The following is an 18066-nucleotide window of genomic DNA, read 5'->3' on the forward strand; positions in this document are numbered from 1 at the left end:
GCCCAGCGCCAGTCCGGGCATCAGCAGGAACCCGGAAATCGGTTCGCTGACCATGTTGGAGACCAGGCCCCAAGTGGAGACCCGATTGAAGTGCTGCATGGCGAAGGGCGCCGTCGCCACGCCGGCGACAAAGCTCGCCGCGACCCCGGCGGCTGTCCACGTCCCCAGGCCCTGGACCAGGCGCATGGGCCAGGGCGTATTGATCTCCTTGACCGGCCGCGGCCAGACTTCCGCCAGCGCCACCAGGGCGGCGGTGGCCGCGAAGGACATCTGGAAGCCGGGCTGGATCACCGCTTCCGGCTGCAGGAGCAGAACGGCCATCGCCGCCAAGGCCAGCGCGTGCAGGCTGATCGCTTGGCGATCGACCAGCATCGCCAGGAATGCGACCGACGCAGTGATCGCCGCGCGCTCCGCCGGGGGCGGCCAGCCCGACAGCACCAGGTAGCTCAGCACCGCCGCGAGCCCGAGCGCCGCGGCGATCTTCTTGCCGGGGACCCGGAGCGCGAGCCAGGGCCAGGCGGCGATCGCGAACCGGACGGCGGCGAAGACGAAGCCGCCGACGATGGCCATGTGCAGGCCGGAGATTGAAATGATGTGCGCCAGACCCGCGATCCGCAGGTCGTCCACCTGCGCCTTGGGTATGAAGCCCTCATGGCCGGTGGTCATGGCCGCGGCGAGGCCCCCGGTCCGCACACCCAAGGTATCGACGATCCGCCGCGTCAGCGCCCAGCGCAGCGCATTGATCCGCAGGGTCGCGGCCAACCGCCAGGGCGGCTTGATCTGGGGATCCCAGGTCGCGGGCGGCCCGAGCGCGAAGCCGACGCCGCCGATGCTCTGAAAAAACGCGTCCCGAGCGAAGTCGTAGGCGCCGGGGCTGGCGGGCGGCGGCGGAGCATTGATCACGGCCAGCAGGCTGATCGCCTCGCCCGGGGCCGGCACATAGCCGCCACGGAGGGTGACCCGGACACGGATCGGCGTGGCGTCGGCGGGCCAGTCGCCGATGCGGACCGGCGCGATCAACAGCCGCTGTCCGCCCTGGCCCGGGTTCGCCACATCGACCACCCAGCCTTCCAGATGCTCCGGACGCGCGCGCGCTGAGGCGACGGGCGCGGCGACCTGCAAGGTCCTGAGCTTGACCATGCCAAAGCCGCCGACGCCGCTGGCGGCCAGAACCAGGGCGATGGTCATCGCGCGACTGCGGCTCCAGCGGCCGGCCACCGCCAGCAAAGCCACAGCGAGCATCAAACTCGCCAGCGCCAGCCAGGTCGTGGGTTCCCGGGGCAGGGCAAAATAGAGGGCCGCGCCACAGCCGAACGCCACCGGCGTCCAGAGGCGCCAGCGGTCGGCCTGCCGGGCGACCTGGCCGGCGACCCACGCCGCGGCGCCGGCGGGACTGGGACGCGCCGGACCCCGCGTGCTAAGAGGCGCCGCCCTGGCGCCCGGCGCCGCAGCTTCTCCAGGCTCCCGCCCTTCAATGTCCGACCGCCCCGTCGTCACCCGGATCGCCCCCTCGCCCACCGGCGCCATGCATATTGGCACGGCGAGGACCGCACTTTTCAACTGGCTTTACGCCCGCCACACGGGCGGCAAGTTTCTGCTGCGTATCGAGGACACCGATCGAGAGCGGTCGACGCAGGACGCCGTCCAGGTGATTTTCAAGGGTCTGGCGTGGCTGGGCCTCGAAGCCGACGCGGCGCCCGTGTTCCAGGCCGCCCGCGCCGGCCGCCACACCGCCGCGGTCGACGAGATGCTGGCCCGCGGCTCCGCCTATCGCGACTACATGACGCCCGACGAGCTCGAGGCGGAACGCACGCTGGCCCGCGCCGAGGGCCGGGTTGTCCGCTCGCCGTGGCGGGACCTGTCGCCTAACGATGCGCCGGACCGACCCTTTGTCGTGCGGCTCAAGGCCCCGATCGAGGGCGAGACCCTGATCGCAGACGAGGTGAAGGGCCCCGTGCGGTTCCAGAACAAGGATCTCGACGACCTGATCCTGCTGCGCACCGACGGCGCCCCCACCTACAACCTCGCCGTGGTGGTGGACGATCACGAGATGGGCGTGACCCATGTGATCCGCGGCGACGACCACCTGAACAACGCCGCGCGCCAGACCCTGATCTATCACGGGCTCGGCTGGACGCCCCCGATGTGGGCGCACCTGCCGCTGATCCATGGCCCCGATGGCGCCAAGCTCTCCAAGCGCCACGGCGCCCAGGCGGTCAGCGAGTTCGCCGACATGGGCTATCTGCCCGAAGCCATGCGCAACTACCTGGCCCGCCTGGGCTGGGGCCATGGCGACGATGAGATCTTCTCCGACGAACAGGCGGTAGGCTGGTTTGACGTCAAGGACGTGGTCAGCGCGCCGGCCCGGCTTGACTGGGCCAAGCTCAATCATCTGAACAATCACTATATCCGCCAGGCCGACCCCGCCCGATTGGCTGACCTGGTCGCTCAGGTTCACCAGAGCCGGGACTGGCCGCTACGCGACGGCGACAGGGCGCGCCTCATCCAGGCCATTCCCTTCGTCCGCGACGGCGCCAAGACGACGCTGGAACTGGCCGACGCCACGATCTTTGTCCTCAAGCCACGCCCCCTCGAGCTGCCGGCAAAGGCGCTTGAACTGCTGACCCCGGAAACCCGCGAGCGGTTCACGCGGTTGCGGGCAACGCTCGCCGCCGCCCCCGCCTGGGATGTCCCGGCGCTGGAGGCTTCGAACCGCGCGTTCGCCGAGCGTGAAGGCGTGGGACTGGGAAAGATCGGCCCCGCGCTGCGCGCCGTGTTGTCCGGCGGATCGCCGGCGCCCGACCTCGCCGGCGCCCTTGTCGCGCTGGGAAAAGACGAAAGCCTCGGGCGCCTCGACGATGCGCTTTCGCTTAACGGCTAACCCGCTATAAGCCGTTTCGAACAGGCGTTTCATCGGCGGATATTCTAAGGGGATGGGCATGGCCGACACGGCGAAAATCAGCATCGGCGGCAAGACCATCGAGCTGCCGATCCTGAAGGGCGCGACGGGTCCGGACGTCGTCGATATTCGCAAGTTCTACGCCGAAAGCGACGCATTCACCTACGACCCCGGCTTCACCTCGACCGCCAGTTGCGAGAGCAAGATCACCTTTATCGACGGCGACGCTGGCATCCTGCTGCATCGCGGCTATCCGATCGGTGAACTGGCCGAGAAGTCGACATTCCTCGACACCTGCTACCTGTTGCTGCATGGCGAACTGCCGAACGCCGCCCAATATGCCGACTTCGAGCACACGATCACCTATCACACCATGCTCCATGAGCAATTTGACAGGTTTTTCCAGGGCTTCCGTCGGGATGCTCACCCGATGGCGATCATGACCGGCGCTGTCGGCGCGCTGTCGGCCTTCTATCACGACTCCACCGACATCAACGATCCGCAGCAGCGGATGATCTCCGCCCACCGGCTGATCGCCAAGATGCCGACCATCGCGGCCCGCGCCTTCAAATACTTCACCGGCCAGCCGTTCGTGCATCCGCGCAACGACCTCTCCTATGCAGAGAATTTCCTGCGGATGTGTTTCTCGGTTCCCGCCGAGGACTGGAAGCCGAACCCGGTGCTGACCCGCGCCATGGATCGCATCTTCATCCTGCATGCCGATCACGAGCAGAACGCCTCGACCTCGACGGTGCGGCTGGCCGGGTCCTCCGGCGCCAATCCCTTCGCCTGCATCGCCGCCGGGATCGCCTGCCTCTGGGGGCCCGCGCATGGCGGGGCCAACGAAGAGGCGCTGAACATGCTCAAGGAGATCGGGACGGTCGACAGGATCCCCGAATATATCCAGGGCGTGAAGGACCGGCGCTATCGCCTGATGGGCTTCGGCCACCGCGTCTACAAGAACTACGATCCCCGCGCGACAGTGATGCAGAAGACCTGCCACGAGGTGTTGGCCGAGGTCGGCGACGCCGATGATCCGCTGTTGAAGGTGGCGCTGGAGTTGGAGCGGATCGCGCTCTCGGACGACTATTTCGTCGAGCGCAAGCTCTATCCGAACGTGGATTTCTATTCCGGCATCACCCTGCGCGCGCTCGGTTTCCCCGCCGAGATGTTCACGGTGCTGTTCGCGGTCGCCCGCACTGTCGGCTGGATCAGCCAATGGAAAGAGATGATCGAGGATCCGGCCTACAAGATCGGCCGCCCGCGCCAGCTCTACACCGGCGCCCTGCAACGCCCCTACGTGGCGGTCGACAAGCGCTGATTGGCCAGAACCCGCAGCACCGCGTCGGCTGCGGCGTCTGACGGGTCGGGGCCGCCGCGACCCATCTTGTCGAGGGCGGCGTATTGCGCCAGCACCTGGCGCGCGCGCAGTTCGGCGTCGTCGAGGCGCTGACCCACCGCCTGGGCGAGTTTCGGGCCGGCGCACTCACCTTGAATGAACTCCGGCGCCACAAAGTCGCGCGCCGCGATATTGAGCAGCGTGACCCAGGGCGTGCGGATCAGCCGCCGCAGGATCGCATAGGTGACCGCGCCCACGCGATAGGCCACGACCATCGGCGCCCCCGCCAGCGCCACCTCAGTCGTCACCGTGCCGGAGCAGGCGAGCGCCACCGTGGCGGCCTTCATGGCGTCCAGCTTGGCGGCCTCACCTTCCAGGACGTGGACGCGATACGGCCAGCCGGCGACGCGAGCCCTGACCAGCTCCGCGACCGTCGGCGCGGCGGGAACCACCACGTGCAGGGTCGGTCGGTCGTCCTTCAGCAATCGCACGGCGTCCTCGAATGCCGGCAGCACATGCTCGATCTCGCTGCGGCGGCTGCCCGGCAGGACCAGCAGGATCGGATCGCTTGCCCGGGCGCCGATCCTCGCCCGGAGCCGCGCGGGTTGGGCGCGCGAGAGATCCAAGGTCAGCGCCGAGTTGCCCACGAAGGTCACCGGCAGGCCCTGCGCCTCGAACCAGGGGGCGTCGAAGGTGTGGATCGACAGCAGATGATCGACCGCCGCCGCCAGGGTCCTGGCGCGTCCGGGCCGGGTCGCCCAGACCTGAGGCCCGACATATTTGATCAGCGGAAGGCGCGGCAGGATGCGACGGAGCTGCTGGGCGACGCGCAGCGTGAAGCCCCAGGAATCGATCAGCACAACAACATCCGGCGTCTCGCGCGTCGCCAGGGCCACGGTGTCGCGCACCCGGCGCAGGATCCGCGGATAGGCCATCAGCCCTTCCAGCAGGCCCAGGATCGAGATGTCCGCGATGGAGAAGGGACTCTCGACCCCCTCGGCCGCCATTCGCTCGCCGCCTACGCCGACAAAGCGGACTCCGTCGCCCAGGCGGCTGCGCAAGGCCCGGGCCAGGCCGGCGCCCCGATCGTCGCCAGAGGCTTCGCCGGCAACCAGCATGACCGTCAGTGGCCGCGCGCTCACAGTGTTTTCGGCTCCACCCCCAGGATGAAGAGGCCAAGTTCGTCGGCCAGTTCGATGACCGTCTCGCGCTCCAGCACGATGAGGCCGCCCGCCTCGCCGACAATGCCCGCCAGCCCCGCGCGCGCCACGCCGCGCACCGTCGCCGGCCCGATGGTCGGCAGATCAATGCGCGTTTCCTGCATCGGCTTGGGGGCCTTGGCCAGCACCCCGGCGCAGGCGCCCGGCCGGCCGCGCAGCGCTTCGGGCAGGTCGGCGACGCGGGCCAGCATGGCGTCGGTGCCTTCCGCCGCCTCGACGGCCAGAACCAGACCCCGACAGACCGCCGCGCCCTGCCCGATGTCCATGGCGCCGATGGCCCTGGCGACCTCCAGGGCGCGCGCCACGTCGCCGAGATTCTCCTCGCTCGGCGCGATAAGGCCCAGCTGCCCGGCCGGCAGGCCAAGATCGTCCATCACCTGGTGCGCGCCTTCGACCGTGAAGCCCTCCTTCTCGAATTCGCCCAGCAGCAGCCGCAACAGGGCGTCATCGCCCTTGCGCGCCGCGGCGATGGCGGCGGGCAGGACCGCCAGCCCGCGAAAGTCGGGGATCAGGGAGGCGAAGTCAGGCCGGGCGACGTTGCCCGCAAGGCACACCGCCTGGCAGCCGGCGCGCTTCAGCGCCTTGAAGCATTTGCCCAGTTCGGCCATGCCCACCTCGGCGCCGGCGTAGGGCGCGAGCGCCTGGCCGGCGAACCCCTTCAGGCGGATCACGAACAGCGGTCGGCCCGAGCGTCGGCAGTGCTCGGCGATCTCGACAGGCAGGGTTCCGCCACCGGCGATCAGGCCCAGCTTCTGCATCACACTTCGCGTTCCGGGAGGCAGAGCGGTCGGCTGCCATCGGCACGGATGAAGTCGATGATCTCCATCACCGGGGCGGAATGGCCGAAGGTGGTCGCCGTATCGTCGACCCGCTCCTGGAATGTGCCCTCCTCGGCGAACAGCAGCCGGTAGGCGCTGCGCAGCTCGCTGATGGTTTCGCGGCTGAAGTCGCGCCGTTTCAGGCCCACCAGATTGAGCCCCTCCAGATGCGCGTGATTGCCCCACACCAGCCCATAGGGGATCACATCCTTGGTCACCGCCGCCAGGCCGCCGATGAAGGAATAGCGACCTACCCGGCAGTACTGGTGGACCGCCGCCAGACCACTGACCATGACGAAGTCGCCGATGTCCACATGCCCGCCAAGGGTCGCCGAATGGGCCAGGACCACACTGTCGCCGACCGTGCAGTCATGGCCGACGTGCGAGGTCGCCATGAACATTCCGTCGTGTCCGACCCTTGTCACCGCGCCGCCCTGAGGCGTGCCGATGTGCATCGTCACATGTTCCCAGATCAGGTTGCGGTCGCCGATGATCAGTTCCGTGGGCTCACCCTGGTAGCCCTTGTGGTGCGGCGGCCCGCCCAGGTTGGAAAAATTGCGGACCGTGCAGTCCTCACCCAGCCGGGTGTGGCCTTCCACCACCACGTGGGTCAGCAGGCGAGTTCGATCGCCGACCTCCACATGGGGTCCGATGACGCAATAGGGCCCCACGCTGACGTCCTCGCCGAGTTGGGCGCCTGTCTCGATGATCGCCGTCGGATGGATCTCGACCGCCACTCAGGTCTCCACGACCATGGCCGCGAACTCGGCCTCGGCGCAGACCTTGTCGCCGACCAGGGCGCGGCCCTTGAATTTGAAGATGTCGCTGCGCGCGCGCAGCACCTCGACCACCAGCCGGATCACCGCGCCCGGCCGCACCGGCGTCCGGAACCGGCAGTTGTCCAGCGACATGAAGAAGATCGCCTTGCCCCTCACGTCCACGTTCAGGGACTTGGACATCAGCACCGCCCCTGTCTGGGCCAGCGCCTCGACGATCAGTACGCCGGGCATCACCGGATAGCCCGGGAAGTGGCCCTGGAAGAACGGCTCGTTCGCCGTCACGCACTTGATGCCGACGATCGACGTGTGCGGGACATAGTCTTCGCAGCGGTCGACCAGGAGGAAGGGATAGCGATGCGGAATGAGGGCCAGAATTTCGGTGATGTCGATCTCGCTGGGAGCCTCGCTCACCGGCGCCTTGCGGCTCATGCGTCCTTCTCCCTGCGGCCCGCCATCCTGGACAGCCAGGCAACTTCGCGCATCCAGCGACGGATCGGCCTGGCGGGATAGCCCGCCCAGGTCTCTCCGGCGGGGACGTTCTTGATAACCCCCGCGCCCGCGCCGATCCGCGCGCCGTCGCCAATGGAAATGTGGTCAGCCACCCCGGCGCGACCTCCAAACTGGACGCCGTCACCGATGACGACGCTGCCGGAAATCCCCGTGTGGGCGGCCAGGGCGCAGTTACGCCCGACACGGACGTTGTGTCCAATCTGCACCTGGTTGTCGATTTTGGTGTTCTCGCCGATCACTGTGTCGTCAAAGGCGCCGCGATCGATGCAGGTGTTGGCGCCGATGGTCACGCCGTCCTGAACGATCACCCGGCCGAGCTGCGGAATATCCATCAGGCCCGTGGCGCCTGCTGTGGCGCCGAACCCCGGTTCGCCGATGACCGCGCCCGCCAGGATGCGGACCCGATCGCCGATCAGGGCAAAGCCGAGCGTGACGTTGGCGGCGATCTCGCAGTCGCGCCCGATGGCGACGCCCGGGCCGATCACCGTGTTGGCGCCGATCCGCGAGCCGCGGCCGATCCGGGCGCCCTCGCCCACGACGACCCCCGGTCCCAGCACGACGCCGGGCTCCAGGCTTGCGTCAACGGCGATGGCGACCTTGCCCAACGCCAGCCGCGGCTGATGCAGGCGGCAGGCGGCCAGAGCATAGGCGCGCTGGGGTGACGAGGTGACCAGGGCCGCACATCCTGGCGGCAGCGCACCCTGACCGGGCGCCTCGATGAAGCAGGCGGCCGCCGCCGTCTCGCGCGCCTGCGGCAGCCGCCTATGGTCGCTGACGAATGTGACGGTGTCGGCCGCCGCGGACCCGAGCACCGATACGGCGCGAACCCGACGGGTCGCGGCGCCAGGGTCGGCGATTTCGGCGCCCGTCAACGCCGCCAATTCGGCCAGCGTGACGGGTCCCAGAGCTTCAAAGAACCGCGGATCGGGCATGGCGTGCGGCGATCCGCGTCCTCCGAGCGATGGCTATTTCTTCGCGGGCGCCGCCGGGCGGGGCGTGGACGGCGTCTGCACGATGGGCGGCGCGCCGCCGGGCGCGGCGGCCTGGGGCTGGTCAAGGCGCTCGCGGTCAAAGGCGAACTGGGTGATCTTGGCGTTAAGCGCGGTCACCACCTGCGGGGTGATGTCCATCAGCGGATTGTACATGATGCCCAGGATGGCGCTGTGCTGGATCAGGATCGCACAGCCCTTCTGCTGGTAGGCCTGACGCACCGGCTGCTCGGCTTCCTGCAGGACGCGGCCGACGGCCTTCTGCTCGGTCAGTTGCAATTCGCGTTCGCGGGTCTGGACCTTGCGGTTGAGGGCGTTGCCCTTGACCTGGATCTGCGCGGCGCGCTGCTCAAGCGTCGACTGATCGAGGGTTGCGCGCTGCGCCTCCAGCGCCTTGGCCTCGTTCTGCAGCGCGGTGTTCTCGCCACTGACCTCCGCGTTGGCCTGCTGCTGGATCTGCTGCAGGCGGGTCTGCAGGTATCTTCCGACCGTCGAGCCCCCGACCACCTGCTCGAGGTTGACAACGCACAGCCCGGCGATAGGCGGGCCGTGGATCACGGCGGGCGCGGCCGCCTGGCCAAACGCGGCGGACCCCGTGCTCAGGGCGGCGGTGGCACAGAGGCCGGCGGCGAGGGATTTGAAAGTCATGTGAGTCCTAGAATCTTGTTGCGGTTGAAAACTTGAATGTCTCGGTCTTGTCATAGACCTGCTTGACCAGAACCTGACTGAAATCGAACCGGATCGGCCCCATCGGCGATTTCCAGAAGACGCTAAGGCCGGCCGAGGCGCGCAGCCCGAAATCGTCCTTGATCAACGGGTCGATGGCCCGGAGCCCGGTGACGGGATTGACCGACGTCTTGTCGAAATCGTCCAGCAGACCGAGCGTTCCCACGGCCGTGAACAGCGCGGCCTTGATGCCATACTGCTCCGGCAGGAAGGTCGGGACGGTCAACTCTATGTTGCTGATCGCGTAGGCCTTGCCGCCCAGGGCGTCGGTGCGGCCCAAGTTCAAGTCGCGCGGGCCGATGCCGGCGGTCTGGAACCCGCGGAAACTGTTGCCGCCCTTGAAGAAACGATCGTTGATCCGGACGTGATCGCCGCCCCAGCCGCCGACATAGCCGGCCTCGCCGACGACGCTCAGGATGAAGGTCTTGTTGAACCCGTGGTACCAGCCCGCGTCGCCTTCTGTCTTGATGTATTTCACCGAGCCGCCCAGCCCGGCGAAGTCCTGGTTCAGCTGGAAATAGAAGCCGCGCGTGGGGTTGATGGCGTCGTTGCGCCGGTCCAGGCGATAGCCGTACCCGACCAGGGATGTCAGGAACGAGCCTCGCTGGTCGCAGAGCGCGGGCGAGACCAGCAGGCTGCCGGTGACGCAGAAGGACGGGTCGATCTGGATATCATCCTGGCGGATCGTATAGCGCACCGAGCCGCTGGAATTCAGGCTCAGCGGGAAATTCAGCCGCACCCCGGTGCCTATAGTTGTGGTCTTGTAGGCCGAGTACTGCGTCAGGTCGTAGGTATAGTAGTAGGCGTCCAAGCCCGCGGCGAGGTCGCGGCCCAGGAACCGCGGCTCGGTGAACGAGAAATCCACACTCTTGCGCAGTGAGCCCAGGGAGACGCGTGCGCGTACATTCTCGCCGCGGCCGCGGAAATTTCGCTCGGTGATGCCCAGGTCGATGACCAGCTGGTCGACGGAGGAATAGCCGGCGCTGAACGACAGCTCTCCGGTCGGCTGTTCCTCGACCTTGACCTGAAGGCCGGTGCGATCCGGGGCTGACCCCGGTATTTCGGTGATATCGACGTTCTTGAAGAACCCCAGGGCGCGGATCTGGTTCTTGGACCGGTCGACCAGCACCCGGTTGTAGGCATCGCCCTCGGCGACGTTCATCTCGCGCCGGATCACATAGTCCAGCGTCCGGGTGTTGCCGACCACGTCGATCCGGTCGACGTAGACTCGCGGCCCCTCCTTGACCTGGAACGTGACGTCCACCGTGCCGGCTGCCCGGTTGGGCGTATAGCGTGGCCGAACATCAACGAAGGCGAAGCCGGCGGCGCCGGCGGCGAAGGTCAGCGCGTCAGTCGCCTGCTCGATCCGCTCGTCCTGATAGATGTCGCCCTTCCGGAAGGGCACCAGGGACACCAGAATGTTCTTGTCGAGCTTCTTGAGCTCGGTCTCTACGTCAATCTTCCCGAACTTGTACTCCGGCCCCTCGTCGATCGTATAGGTAATCACAAAGCCGTTCTTGTCGGGCGCCAGTTCGGCGACCGCCGAGGATACGCGGAAGTCGTAGTAGCCGCGATTTCGATAGTACTTGCGCAGCTGTTCCTTGTCGTACTCGAGGCGGTCCGGGTCATAGTTGGCGTTGGTCGAGAAGAACTTGTACCAGTGCGTCTGCTCGGTCACCACCACGTCGCGCAGGTCGTTGTCGGAAAACGCCTTGTTGCCGAGGAAATTGACCCGCAGCACGCCGCTCTTGGGACCTTCGTCGATCTTGAAGATCAGATCGACCCGCTTTTGCGGTAGCTCGACGATCTGCGGCGTGACGGTCGCGGAAATCCGGCCGGACCGGCGATAGAGTTCAACAATCCGTCCCACGTCAGTCTGCGCCTTGGCGCGGGTGAAGATGCCCCGCGGGCGCACGGTAACCTCGTCGCGAAGCTTGTCTTCCTTGATCCCCGAATTGCCCTCGAACAGGACCCGGTTGATGATCGGGTTCTCAACAATGGTGATCACCAGGTCACCCTGGTTGAAGTCGATCTTCACGTCGGAAAACAGATCCGTCCGGAACAGCGACTTCAGCGCCGCATCGATCTTCGCCGCGTCGATGGTCTCGCCTGGCGAGATCGGCAGATAGGAGATCACCGTGGCGGGCTCGATCCGCTCATTGCCCTTCACCAGGATGCGCTGGACGACGCCGGTCTGGACCGCCGCAGCGGCCAGCGGGGCGGCCGGCGCGGTGCTGGGCGGGGGCGCAGCCGCCGTCACCGGCGCCGGATTCTGGGCCAGCGCGGCGCCGGGCGTGGCCAGGGCCGTGGAGGCCAGAAGACCGGCAAGACCGGAAGCTAGCGCAGCGCTGCAGGCGCGGTGTCTGTGCATCGAATCAGCCGTTTGGGAAAAGTCGGGGGCTAGGAGAATAGCCCGCCGATGAAATTGAACACATGCAGGCGCTGCAGATCGTTCCAGGTGGCGAACAACATCAATCCGAGAACCAGCGCAAGGCCTACGCGATACCCTGCCGCCTGAACCTTGGCGGCAAGTGGGCGGCGGGCCACCGCCTCATAGGCATAGAACAGCAGATGTCCCCCATCGAGCACGGGAATCGGCAGAAGATTGAGAAAGCCGATCCCCACCGAAATGTTGGCCACAAGCGTCAGGATGGTCAGCAATCCGTTGAGGGCCACGATGCCAGGGTGCTTGGAACTTATCGACGTCTGTTTCGCCAGGTCGCCAGAGATCTGCGCCATGCCCAGCGGTCCGGATATCTGGTCGGCCGTCTCGCGCCCACCGAGCATCCGGCCAATGTAGAAGACCGTTGTCGTCACGACATCGCGGGTCTCGACGACACCCCCGGCCAGGGCCGCGACAGGACCATAGCGCTGGATTCTTGGCCGCGCGTCGGTGAAGGCCAACTGCAGGCGGCCAAGCTGATGAACCCGCCCGACACCGTCCTCCACCGGCCCGCGCTCCGGCGTCGCGGTCACCTGCAGGCGCCGGCCCTGGCGATCGATCACGAAGGGGATCGGCACGCCGGTCCGCAGGATGATCAGTTGCTTTACATCGCCAAAATACTTCACCGGCCGACCGTCGGCCTCGACAATCACGTCTCCGGCCAGGAACCCGGCGCGCGCAGCGGGTCCGCCGGGCGTGACGGAGCCGATCCGGGCGGGCCCGACAGGTTCGCCGACCGTCATCAGCAGCCCGGCGAATATGGTGATCGCCAGCAGGAAGTTGGCGAACGGACCCGCCGCACTGATCACCGCGCGCTGCCACAACGGTTTGAAATGATAGTAGCGCCTGAGCGCCACCGGGCCCTCGCGCGCCAGAACCTCGCGACGCATAGCGTCCAGGTCGTTCTGGTCCGGCACGCTGGCGGCGTTTTCATCGCCGGCAAAGCGCACGAACCCGCCGATCGGCGCCCAGCCGATGCGCCATTCAACGCCGTCACGGTCGGTCCAGTGGGCCAGGGCCTTGCCGAAGCCGATGGAGAACTGATCGATCTTGGTGCCGAGCCACTTGGCCGCCAGGAAGTGGCCAAACTCGTGAACCGTCACGACCACGCCCACCACCAGCAGAAACGGCAGGATGTAGAACAGGATATTCGCCACAAGTCCGGACATCGATCTGGCTACTCCATCAGGCCCGGGCGTGCGCCGGGGCCATGAGGCTGTCGACGACGTCCCCGGCAACGCGACGTGCGGTCGCATCGGTCGCCCGGGCGGCCTCGACTGGATCCTCGCCGCCGCGCTTGAGAAGGTTCTGGCGATCCATGCGTTCCAGGGTCTCGGCGACGGTGTCGGCGATATCCAGGAAACCGATCCGCCGATCCAGGAAGGCCGCGACGGCGATCTCGTCGGCCGCGTTCATCGCCGTGGGCGCCGCGCCCCCGGCCGCCAGCGCGGCCTTGGCGATCCGCAGCGCCGGGAAACGCTCCAGGTCCGGCGCCTCGAACGTCAGCGGGCCGCTGCGCGCGAGATCCAGCTTTTCGGCGGGCCAGGGCAGCCGATCCGGCCAGGCGAAGGCGCAGGCGATGGGCGCGCGCATGTCCGGCGGCCCCATCTGCGCCAGGGTCGAGCCATCGGCGTATTCGACCATGGAGTGGATGATGGACTGCGGGTGGATGACGATGTCGATTCGCTCCGGCGGCATGGCGAACAGATAGGCGGCCTCGATCACCTCAAGGCCCTTGTTCATCATGGTCGCGGAATCAATCGAAATTCGGGCGCCCATGCTCCAGTTCGGATGCGCCAGCGCCTGTTCCGGCGCGGCCAGTGACATCTGCTCCCGGGTCCAGCCGCGGAACGGCCCCCCTGAGGCAGTGAGGATAAGGCGGGAGACATGCTGGGCGTTGGACGGCGAGAACACCTGGAATATCGCGGAATGTTCTGAATCAACGGGAATAATTACACCGCCGGCAAGCTTTGCGGTCCTCAGCAATGCCGGGCCGGCGCAGATCAAGCTTTCCTTGTTGGCCAAGGCCACCACCGCCCCGGCGCGGGCCGCGGCCAGCGTCGGGGCGAGCCCCGCGAAACCGACGATCGCCGACATCACCCACTGGGCGTCGGCGCTGGCCGCATCGGCAACGGCGGCGGCGCCGGCCGCGGTCCGGATCCCCGAGCCGGCCAGTCGCTCACGCAGCCGCGGCAGCGCCGCCTCGTCCTCGATCACGGCGATCTGCGGGCGCCACTTGAGCGCCTGATCGGCCAACTGTTCCACGTTACGGCCCGCGGCGAGGGCGACCATCTCGATCTCCGCCCCGGCGCGTTCGAACAGATCGAGGGTCGAGACACCGATCGAGCCCGTGGAGCCCAGCACGCTGACCTTGCGGGGCAGACTCAATGTCCCCACCCAAGGTGGTTGGCCAGACGCGCCGCGGCCATCACCACCACCGCGAACATCAGGCCATCGACCCGGTCCAGCAGGCCGCCATGCCCGGGGATCAGATCACCGGAATCCTTGACTCCGAAGCGCCGCTTCAGCGCCGATTCCCAGAGGTCTCCGGCCATGGTCGCCAGGCCGACCGCCAGGCCGATCAGGGCCGCGGCCCACAGGCTGAGCTGGAAATAGGGCAGCGAGGCCATGGCGATCGCCGCGCCCATGGCGGCCAGCAACCCGCCAAAAAAGCCTGACCAGGTCTTGTTGGGCGAAAACCTTGGCCAGAGCTTGGGACCCTTCAGCACAGAACCCACGGCAAAGGCGCCTATGTCGGCCGACCAGGTGGCGGCAAATAGCATCAGGGTCCACCAGACGCCCTGGTGGGTCGATCGGAGCCAAACGAGGCAGAGCCCGGCGGGGGCGATATAGAGCACGCCGTAGGCGGCGTCCGCCGTCCGCTCCGCGACGCCGCGCGCCACCAGGGCCGCGGCCAGCGCGCCAAGGGGCAGCAGGAGCCAGCCCAGAATGAAATGGCCCTCGTACCCCAGGAAAACCGTCGACAGCGCCGCCGCTGTGACCGCGGCGGACACCCGGATCGGCGCGCCGGGCGCGCTCATGCCGCCCCACTCGATGGCCAACAACGCAACGCCGACCGAGATCATCAGCAGGTAGGGCAAGGCTTCCTGACGGCCCTGGAGGGCGGGGATGAAATGCTGGTTGTGGCCCAGGGTGGCGTAGAGCGCCGTAGGGACCAGGACGAATCCCGAGGCGACCCTCAGCCCCAGGTTCGTCCAGTCAAAGCGCCTAGCCCGCAGCAAGGACATCATCGGCTGCGACGGCGCCATAGCGGCGTTCGCGCCCGGCGAACACGGCCAGGGCGGCGGCCAGGTGTTCGGCGCCGTAGTCCGGCCACAGCACGTCCTGGAAGACGAACTCCGCATAGGCCGCCTCCCACAGGAGGAAATTGGAAAGGCGTTGTTCGCCGGAGGGCCGAATGATCACGTCCGGCGGCGGTGAGCCCGCCGTCGCCAGGCGCGCGGCGAAGGCGGCTTCGTCAAGGTCGGACGGCTTGGCGCGCCCCTGCGCCACATCCTCGGCGAATCGCCGGGCGGCATCGACAATATCGGCCTGCCCGCCATAGTTGAACGCCACGTCGAGGAAGAACTTCCCGTTGTGCGCCGTGCGCGCCTGGGCATTTTCGATGATCGCGACCAACTCCGGCGATAGCCCTTCGCGACGCCCGACCACCCGGACCCGGACTCCCTCGCGCTCGAGGCGCCCGATGTCGGTCTCGAAGTAGCGTTTGGGAAGCGCCATCAGTTCGGCGACCTCGGTGACCGGGCGGTTCCAGTTTTCCGTGGAAAAGCCGAACACCGTCAGGCGACCGATGTTGAGGTCGGGGGCGGCCGAGACCGTGCGCTTCAGGGCTTCTACCCCGGCGCGGTGTCCCAGCGTCCGCGGCAGGCCCCGCTGCTTCGCCCACCGGCCGTTGCCGTCCATAACGATGGCGACGTGGAGGCGCGGTTGCGCCATCGCGCCTTCGCCAGGCGCGCCCTTGGTCGGAACTTGTTCGTGGGCGGCCATGAGGTTGGCTACGGATCCTTCCGGCTTCGCGAGAGGCTTAGACTAAACGTGCATGATCTCTTGTTCTTTGGTTTTCAAGGCTTCGTCCACGCGCCGGATCGCCTCGTCGGTGAGCTTCTGGACCTCGCCCTCCATCCGCTTTTCCTCGTCCTGGCTGATGACATGGGCCTTCTCGGCGACCCGCAGGTCGTCGTTGGCGTCACGACGGATGTTGCGCACCGCCACGCGCTGCTGTTCGGCATATTTGCCCGCGACCTTGACCAGGTCCTTGCGGCGCTCCTCGGTCAGCGGCGGAATTGGAATGCGAAGGTTCTGGCCATCGGTGACGGGATTGAGACCAAGGCCGGCGGAGCGGATGGCTTTCTCCACGGAAATCACCAGGGCCTTGTCCCAGACGCTGACACTGATCATCCGCGCCTCGGGCACAGATATGGCGCCCACCTGGTTGATCGGCATTGTCGAGCCATAGGCCTCGACGTTGATCTGGTCGAGCAGGCTGGCTGAGGCGCGGCCGGTGCGCAGGCTGCCGAACTCTTCCTTCAGGGCGGCGACCGCCTTGTCCATGCGATCACGGTAGCTGGACAGCTCCGGCTTTTCCACGGTGGCCATGTTGTTTGCTCCGTTCGTCTCGATATGGTCAGGCGATGGTCGTGAAGACGCCTTCGCCCCTCAGCACCTTCAGGAGGTTGCCCCGCTCGCGGATGGAAAACACCACGATGGGAATGTGGTTGTCGCGCATCAGGCTGACCGCCGAAGTGTCCATCACCCGCAGATCCTTGGACAAGACCTCTTTGTAGCTCAGCGTCTCATAGCGCTTGGCGTCCGGATCCTTCTTCGGATCGGCGGTGTAGACCCCGTCGACACTGGTGCCCTTGAACAACGCGTCGCAGCCCATCTCGGCGGCGCGCAAGGCTGCCGGCGTATCGGTGGTGAAAAAGGGCGCGCCGAGGCCCGCAGCGAAGATCACCACCCGTCCCTTTTCCAGGTGCCGCAGCGCACGGCGGCGAATGTAGGGCTCGCAGACCGCTTCCATGGGGATCGCCGACTGGACGCGGGTATAGACTCCGACCTTCTCCAGCGTCGCCTGTAGAGCCAGGGCGTTCATCACCGTGGCCAGCATGCCCATGTAGTCGGCGCTGGCGCGCTCCATACCGCTTTCGGCCAGGGCCGCGCCGCGGAAAATATTTCCGCCGCCAACCACCAGGCAGATCTGCACGCCGGCCTTGACCACTTGGCCGATGTCCTCGGCCACTGCCTGCAAGGTCTTGGGATCGATCCCGAACCCTTCGCCGCCAACGCCGGCTTCCCCCGAAAGCTTCAGGAGGATGCGCTTGTAGCGAGGCTGGCCGTCCGGCATGGGGAATCCTTACTTCAGGGCGAGCATAAACCAAGGGCGCGGCGCGTCGATACGCACCGCGCCCCCAGTTCGAGGTCGTCGGCCTAAAGAGCTTAGCTCTGGCCGGAAAGCGAGGCCACTTCGGCGGCGAAATCGTCGGTCTTCTTCTCCACGCCCTCGCCAAGCGCGAAGCGCACGAAACCCTTCACCGCCAGCGGCGCGCCGGTGTCCTTGGCGGTCGCGGCGATCAGCGCCTCGATGGTCTGGTCGGGGTTCATGACGAAGGGCTGTTTCAGCAGCACAACCTCCTCCTGCCACTTGCGGATCCGGCCCTCGATCATCTTCTCGACCACGCCGATCGGCTTGCCCGATTCCAGGGCCTGGTCGGTGAGCAGTTTCTTCTCTTTCTCAACGGCCTGCGGGTCGAGATCCTCGGGGCTGAGCGCCAGCGGCGGCATCGGGGTGCCGGCCACGTGCAGGGCGATCTTGCGCGCGACCTCCTTCAGCACGGCCTGGTCGCCGGCGCCTTCCAGCGCCACGATCACGCCCAGCCGACCGACACCCTCGCCCTGGGCGTTGTGCAGGTAGAGCGCGACCGCGCCCTGGCCGACGCTGAGGCGGGCCGAACGGCGCAGCCGCATGTTCTCGCCTATGGTGGCGATCAGGTTGGTCACCATATCGGACACGACCTCGCCCTTTGCGGTCTTGGCCGCCGAGATGGCCTCGACGCCCTCGACGCTCAGCGCCACCTGGGCGATGTTGCGCGCCGCGGCCTGGAAGGTTTCGTTCTTCGAGACGAAGTCGGTCTCGGCGTTCAGCTCGATAAGCACGCCGCTCAGGCCGTCGGCGGCGATGGCGCCGGCGACCAGGCCCTCGGCCGCCGCACGGTCGGCCTTCTTCGCCGCCTTCGACAGGCCTTTCACGCGCAGCCAGTCCATGGCCGCGGCGACGTCGCCGCCGGTCTCAAGCAAGGCAGCCTTGCAGTCCATCATGCCAACG

At 67.2% G+C, this 18066-nt stretch carries 17 protein-coding genes; 2 read left to right on the plus strand and 15 right to left on the minus strand.

Going from position 1 to position 18066, the window contains the following annotated elements; genetic code table 11:
• Positions 1-1527: ComEC/Rec2 family competence protein (locus tag RMN86_RS04960; RefSeq protein ID WP_309604724.1), on the minus strand; the 1527-nt coding region annotated here is incomplete at its 3' end.
• On the opposite strand from RMN86_RS04960, the gene gltX reads away from it, so the two are divergent.
• The gene (gene gltX / locus RMN86_RS04965) at positions 1475-2881 is read left to right on the plus strand and encodes a glutamate--tRNA ligase (protein ID WP_309604725.1); all 1407 of its coding nucleotides are present in this window, start codon (positions 1475-1477) and stop codon (positions 2879-2881) included. The two genes, RMN86_RS04960 and gltX, sit on opposite strands and share 53 nt — an antisense overlap.
• Positions 2882-2939: 58 nt before the next feature.
• Positions 2940-4220, plus strand: coding sequence for a citrate synthase (gltA, locus tag RMN86_RS04970; RefSeq protein ID WP_309604726.1), 1281 nt, complete (start codon positions 2940-2942; stop codon positions 4218-4220).
• On the opposite strand, the gene lpxB is transcribed toward gltA, so the two are convergent.
• The 14 genes from lpxB to tsf form a co-directional block, all read right to left on the minus strand.
• Positions 4196-5356 carry a lipid-A-disaccharide synthase gene (lpxB, locus tag RMN86_RS04975; RefSeq protein ID WP_405041315.1) on the minus strand — a complete coding sequence of 387 codons (1161 nt, stop codon included), beginning with the start codon at positions 5354-5356 and terminating at the stop codon, positions 4196-4198. The two genes, gltA and lpxB, sit on opposite strands and share 25 nt — an antisense overlap.
• A gap of 20 nt (positions 5357-5376) precedes the next feature.
• A complete protein-coding gene (locus RMN86_RS04980) occupies positions 5377-6216 on the minus strand; it encodes a UDP-2,3-diacylglucosamine diphosphatase (protein ID WP_309604728.1) in 840 nt (279 codons plus the stop codon).
• On the minus strand, positions 6216-7013 hold the full coding sequence (lpxA, locus tag RMN86_RS04985; RefSeq protein WP_309604729.1) for an acyl-ACP--UDP-N-acetylglucosamine O-acyltransferase: 798 nt from the start codon (positions 7011-7013) through the stop codon (positions 6216-6218). Before lpxA ends, RMN86_RS04980 begins: the two co-directional genes overlap by 1 nt.
• Entirely contained in the window at positions 7014-7484 is a 471-nt protein-coding gene (gene fabZ, locus RMN86_RS04990; RefSeq protein ID WP_309604730.1) for a 3-hydroxyacyl-ACP dehydratase FabZ, read from the minus strand.
• Complete coding sequence (gene lpxD, locus RMN86_RS04995) at positions 7481-8497, minus strand: UDP-3-O-(3-hydroxymyristoyl)glucosamine N-acyltransferase (protein ID WP_309604731.1); 1017 nt, start codon at positions 8495-8497, stop codon at positions 7481-7483. The genes fabZ and lpxD overlap by 4 nt, the downstream gene beginning before the upstream one ends.
• Positions 8498-8530: 33 nt before the next feature.
• Positions 8531-9202, minus strand: a complete 672-nt coding sequence (locus RMN86_RS05000; protein ID WP_309604732.1) for an OmpH family outer membrane protein — start codon at positions 9200-9202, stop codon at positions 8531-8533.
• A 7-nt stretch (positions 9203-9209) separates the two neighbouring features.
• A complete protein-coding gene (gene bamA / locus RMN86_RS05005; protein WP_309604733.1) occupies positions 9210-11651 on the minus strand; it encodes an outer membrane protein assembly factor BamA in 2442 nt (813 codons plus the stop codon).
• 29 nt (positions 11652-11680) lie between these two features.
• Entirely contained in the window at positions 11681-12892 is a 1212-nt protein-coding gene (locus tag RMN86_RS05010) for an RIP metalloprotease (protein ID WP_309604734.1), read from the minus strand.
• Between the two features lie 16 nt (positions 12893-12908).
• Positions 12909-14120, minus strand: a complete 1212-nt coding sequence (locus RMN86_RS05015) for a 1-deoxy-D-xylulose-5-phosphate reductoisomerase (protein WP_309604735.1) — start codon at positions 14118-14120, stop codon at positions 12909-12911.
• Positions 14108-14992, minus strand: a complete 885-nt coding sequence (locus RMN86_RS05020) for a phosphatidate cytidylyltransferase (protein WP_309604736.1) — start codon at positions 14990-14992, stop codon at positions 14108-14110. Before RMN86_RS05020 ends, RMN86_RS05015 begins: the two co-directional genes overlap by 13 nt.
• The gene (uppS, locus tag RMN86_RS05025) at positions 14952-15731 is read right to left on the minus strand and encodes a polyprenyl diphosphate synthase (protein WP_405041314.1); all 780 of its coding nucleotides are present in this window, start codon (positions 15729-15731) and stop codon (positions 14952-14954) included. Before uppS ends, RMN86_RS05020 begins: the two co-directional genes overlap by 41 nt.
• Before the next feature lie 42 nt (positions 15732-15773).
• Positions 15774-16340 (minus strand): ribosome recycling factor, encoded by a 567-nt coding sequence (frr, locus tag RMN86_RS05030; RefSeq protein WP_309604737.1) that lies wholly within the window; start codon positions 16338-16340, stop codon positions 15774-15776.
• Between the two features lie 28 nt (positions 16341-16368).
• Positions 16369-17088 carry a UMP kinase gene (pyrH, locus tag RMN86_RS05035; protein ID WP_309604738.1) on the minus strand — a complete coding sequence of 240 codons (720 nt, stop codon included), beginning with the start codon at positions 17086-17088 and terminating at the stop codon, positions 16369-16371.
• 92 nt (positions 17089-17180) lie between these two features.
• Positions 17181-18066, minus strand: an 886-nt coding sequence (gene tsf, locus RMN86_RS05040) for a translation elongation factor Ts (protein WP_309604739.1), incomplete at its 5' end; no start/stop codon positions are given.

Origin of the sequence: Phenylobacterium sp., assembly GCF_031360265.1 — a bacterium.
Lineage (GTDB): Bacteria > Pseudomonadota > Alphaproteobacteria > Caulobacterales > Caulobacteraceae > Phenylobacterium.

What these genes read in the sequence shown, in the direction of transcription:
- gltX (WP_309604725.1), top strand. Translation starts at nt 1,475, where the DNA reads ATGTCCGACCGCCCCGTCGTCACCCGGATCGCCCCCTCGCCCACCGGC.
- gltA (WP_309604726.1), top strand. Translation starts at nt 2,940, where the DNA reads ATGGCCGACACGGCGAAAATCAGCATCGGCGGCAAGACCATCGAGCTG.
- lpxB (WP_405041315.1), bottom strand. Translation starts at nt 5,356, where the DNA reads ATGCTGGTTGCCGGCGAAGCCTCTGGCGACGATCGGGGCGCCGGCCTG.
- RMN86_RS04980 (WP_309604728.1), bottom strand. Translation starts at nt 6,216, where the DNA reads ATGCAGAAGCTGGGCCTGATCGCCGGTGGCGGAACCCTGCCTGTCGAG.
- fabZ (WP_309604730.1), bottom strand. Translation starts at nt 7,484, where the DNA reads ATGAGCCGCAAGGCGCCGGTGAGCGAGGCTCCCAGCGAGATCGACATC.
- lpxD (WP_309604731.1), bottom strand. Translation starts at nt 8,497, where the DNA reads ATGCCCGATCCGCGGTTCTTTGAAGCTCTGGGACCCGTCACGCTGGCC.
- RMN86_RS05000 (WP_309604732.1), bottom strand. Translation starts at nt 9,202, where the DNA reads ATGACTTTCAAATCCCTCGCCGCCGGCCTCTGTGCCACCGCCGCCCTG.
- bamA (WP_309604733.1), bottom strand. Translation starts at nt 11,651, where the DNA reads ATGCACAGACACCGCGCCTGCAGCGCTGCGCTAGCTTCCGGTCTTGCC.
- RMN86_RS05010 (WP_309604734.1), bottom strand. Translation starts at nt 12,892, where the DNA reads ATGTCCGGACTTGTGGCGAATATCCTGTTCTACATCCTGCCGTTTCTG.
- RMN86_RS05020 (WP_309604736.1), bottom strand. Translation starts at nt 14,992, where the DNA reads ATGGCGCCGTCGCAGCCGATGATGTCCTTGCTGCGGGCTAGGCGCTTT.
- uppS (WP_405041314.1), bottom strand. Translation starts at nt 15,731, where the DNA reads ATGGCCGCCCACGAACAAGTTCCGACCAAGGGCGCGCCTGGCGAAGGC.
- frr (WP_309604737.1), bottom strand. Translation starts at nt 16,340, where the DNA reads ATGGCCACCGTGGAAAAGCCGGAGCTGTCCAGCTACCGTGATCGCATG.
- pyrH (WP_309604738.1), bottom strand. Translation starts at nt 17,088, where the DNA reads ATGCCGGACGGCCAGCCTCGCTACAAGCGCATCCTCCTGAAGCTTTCG.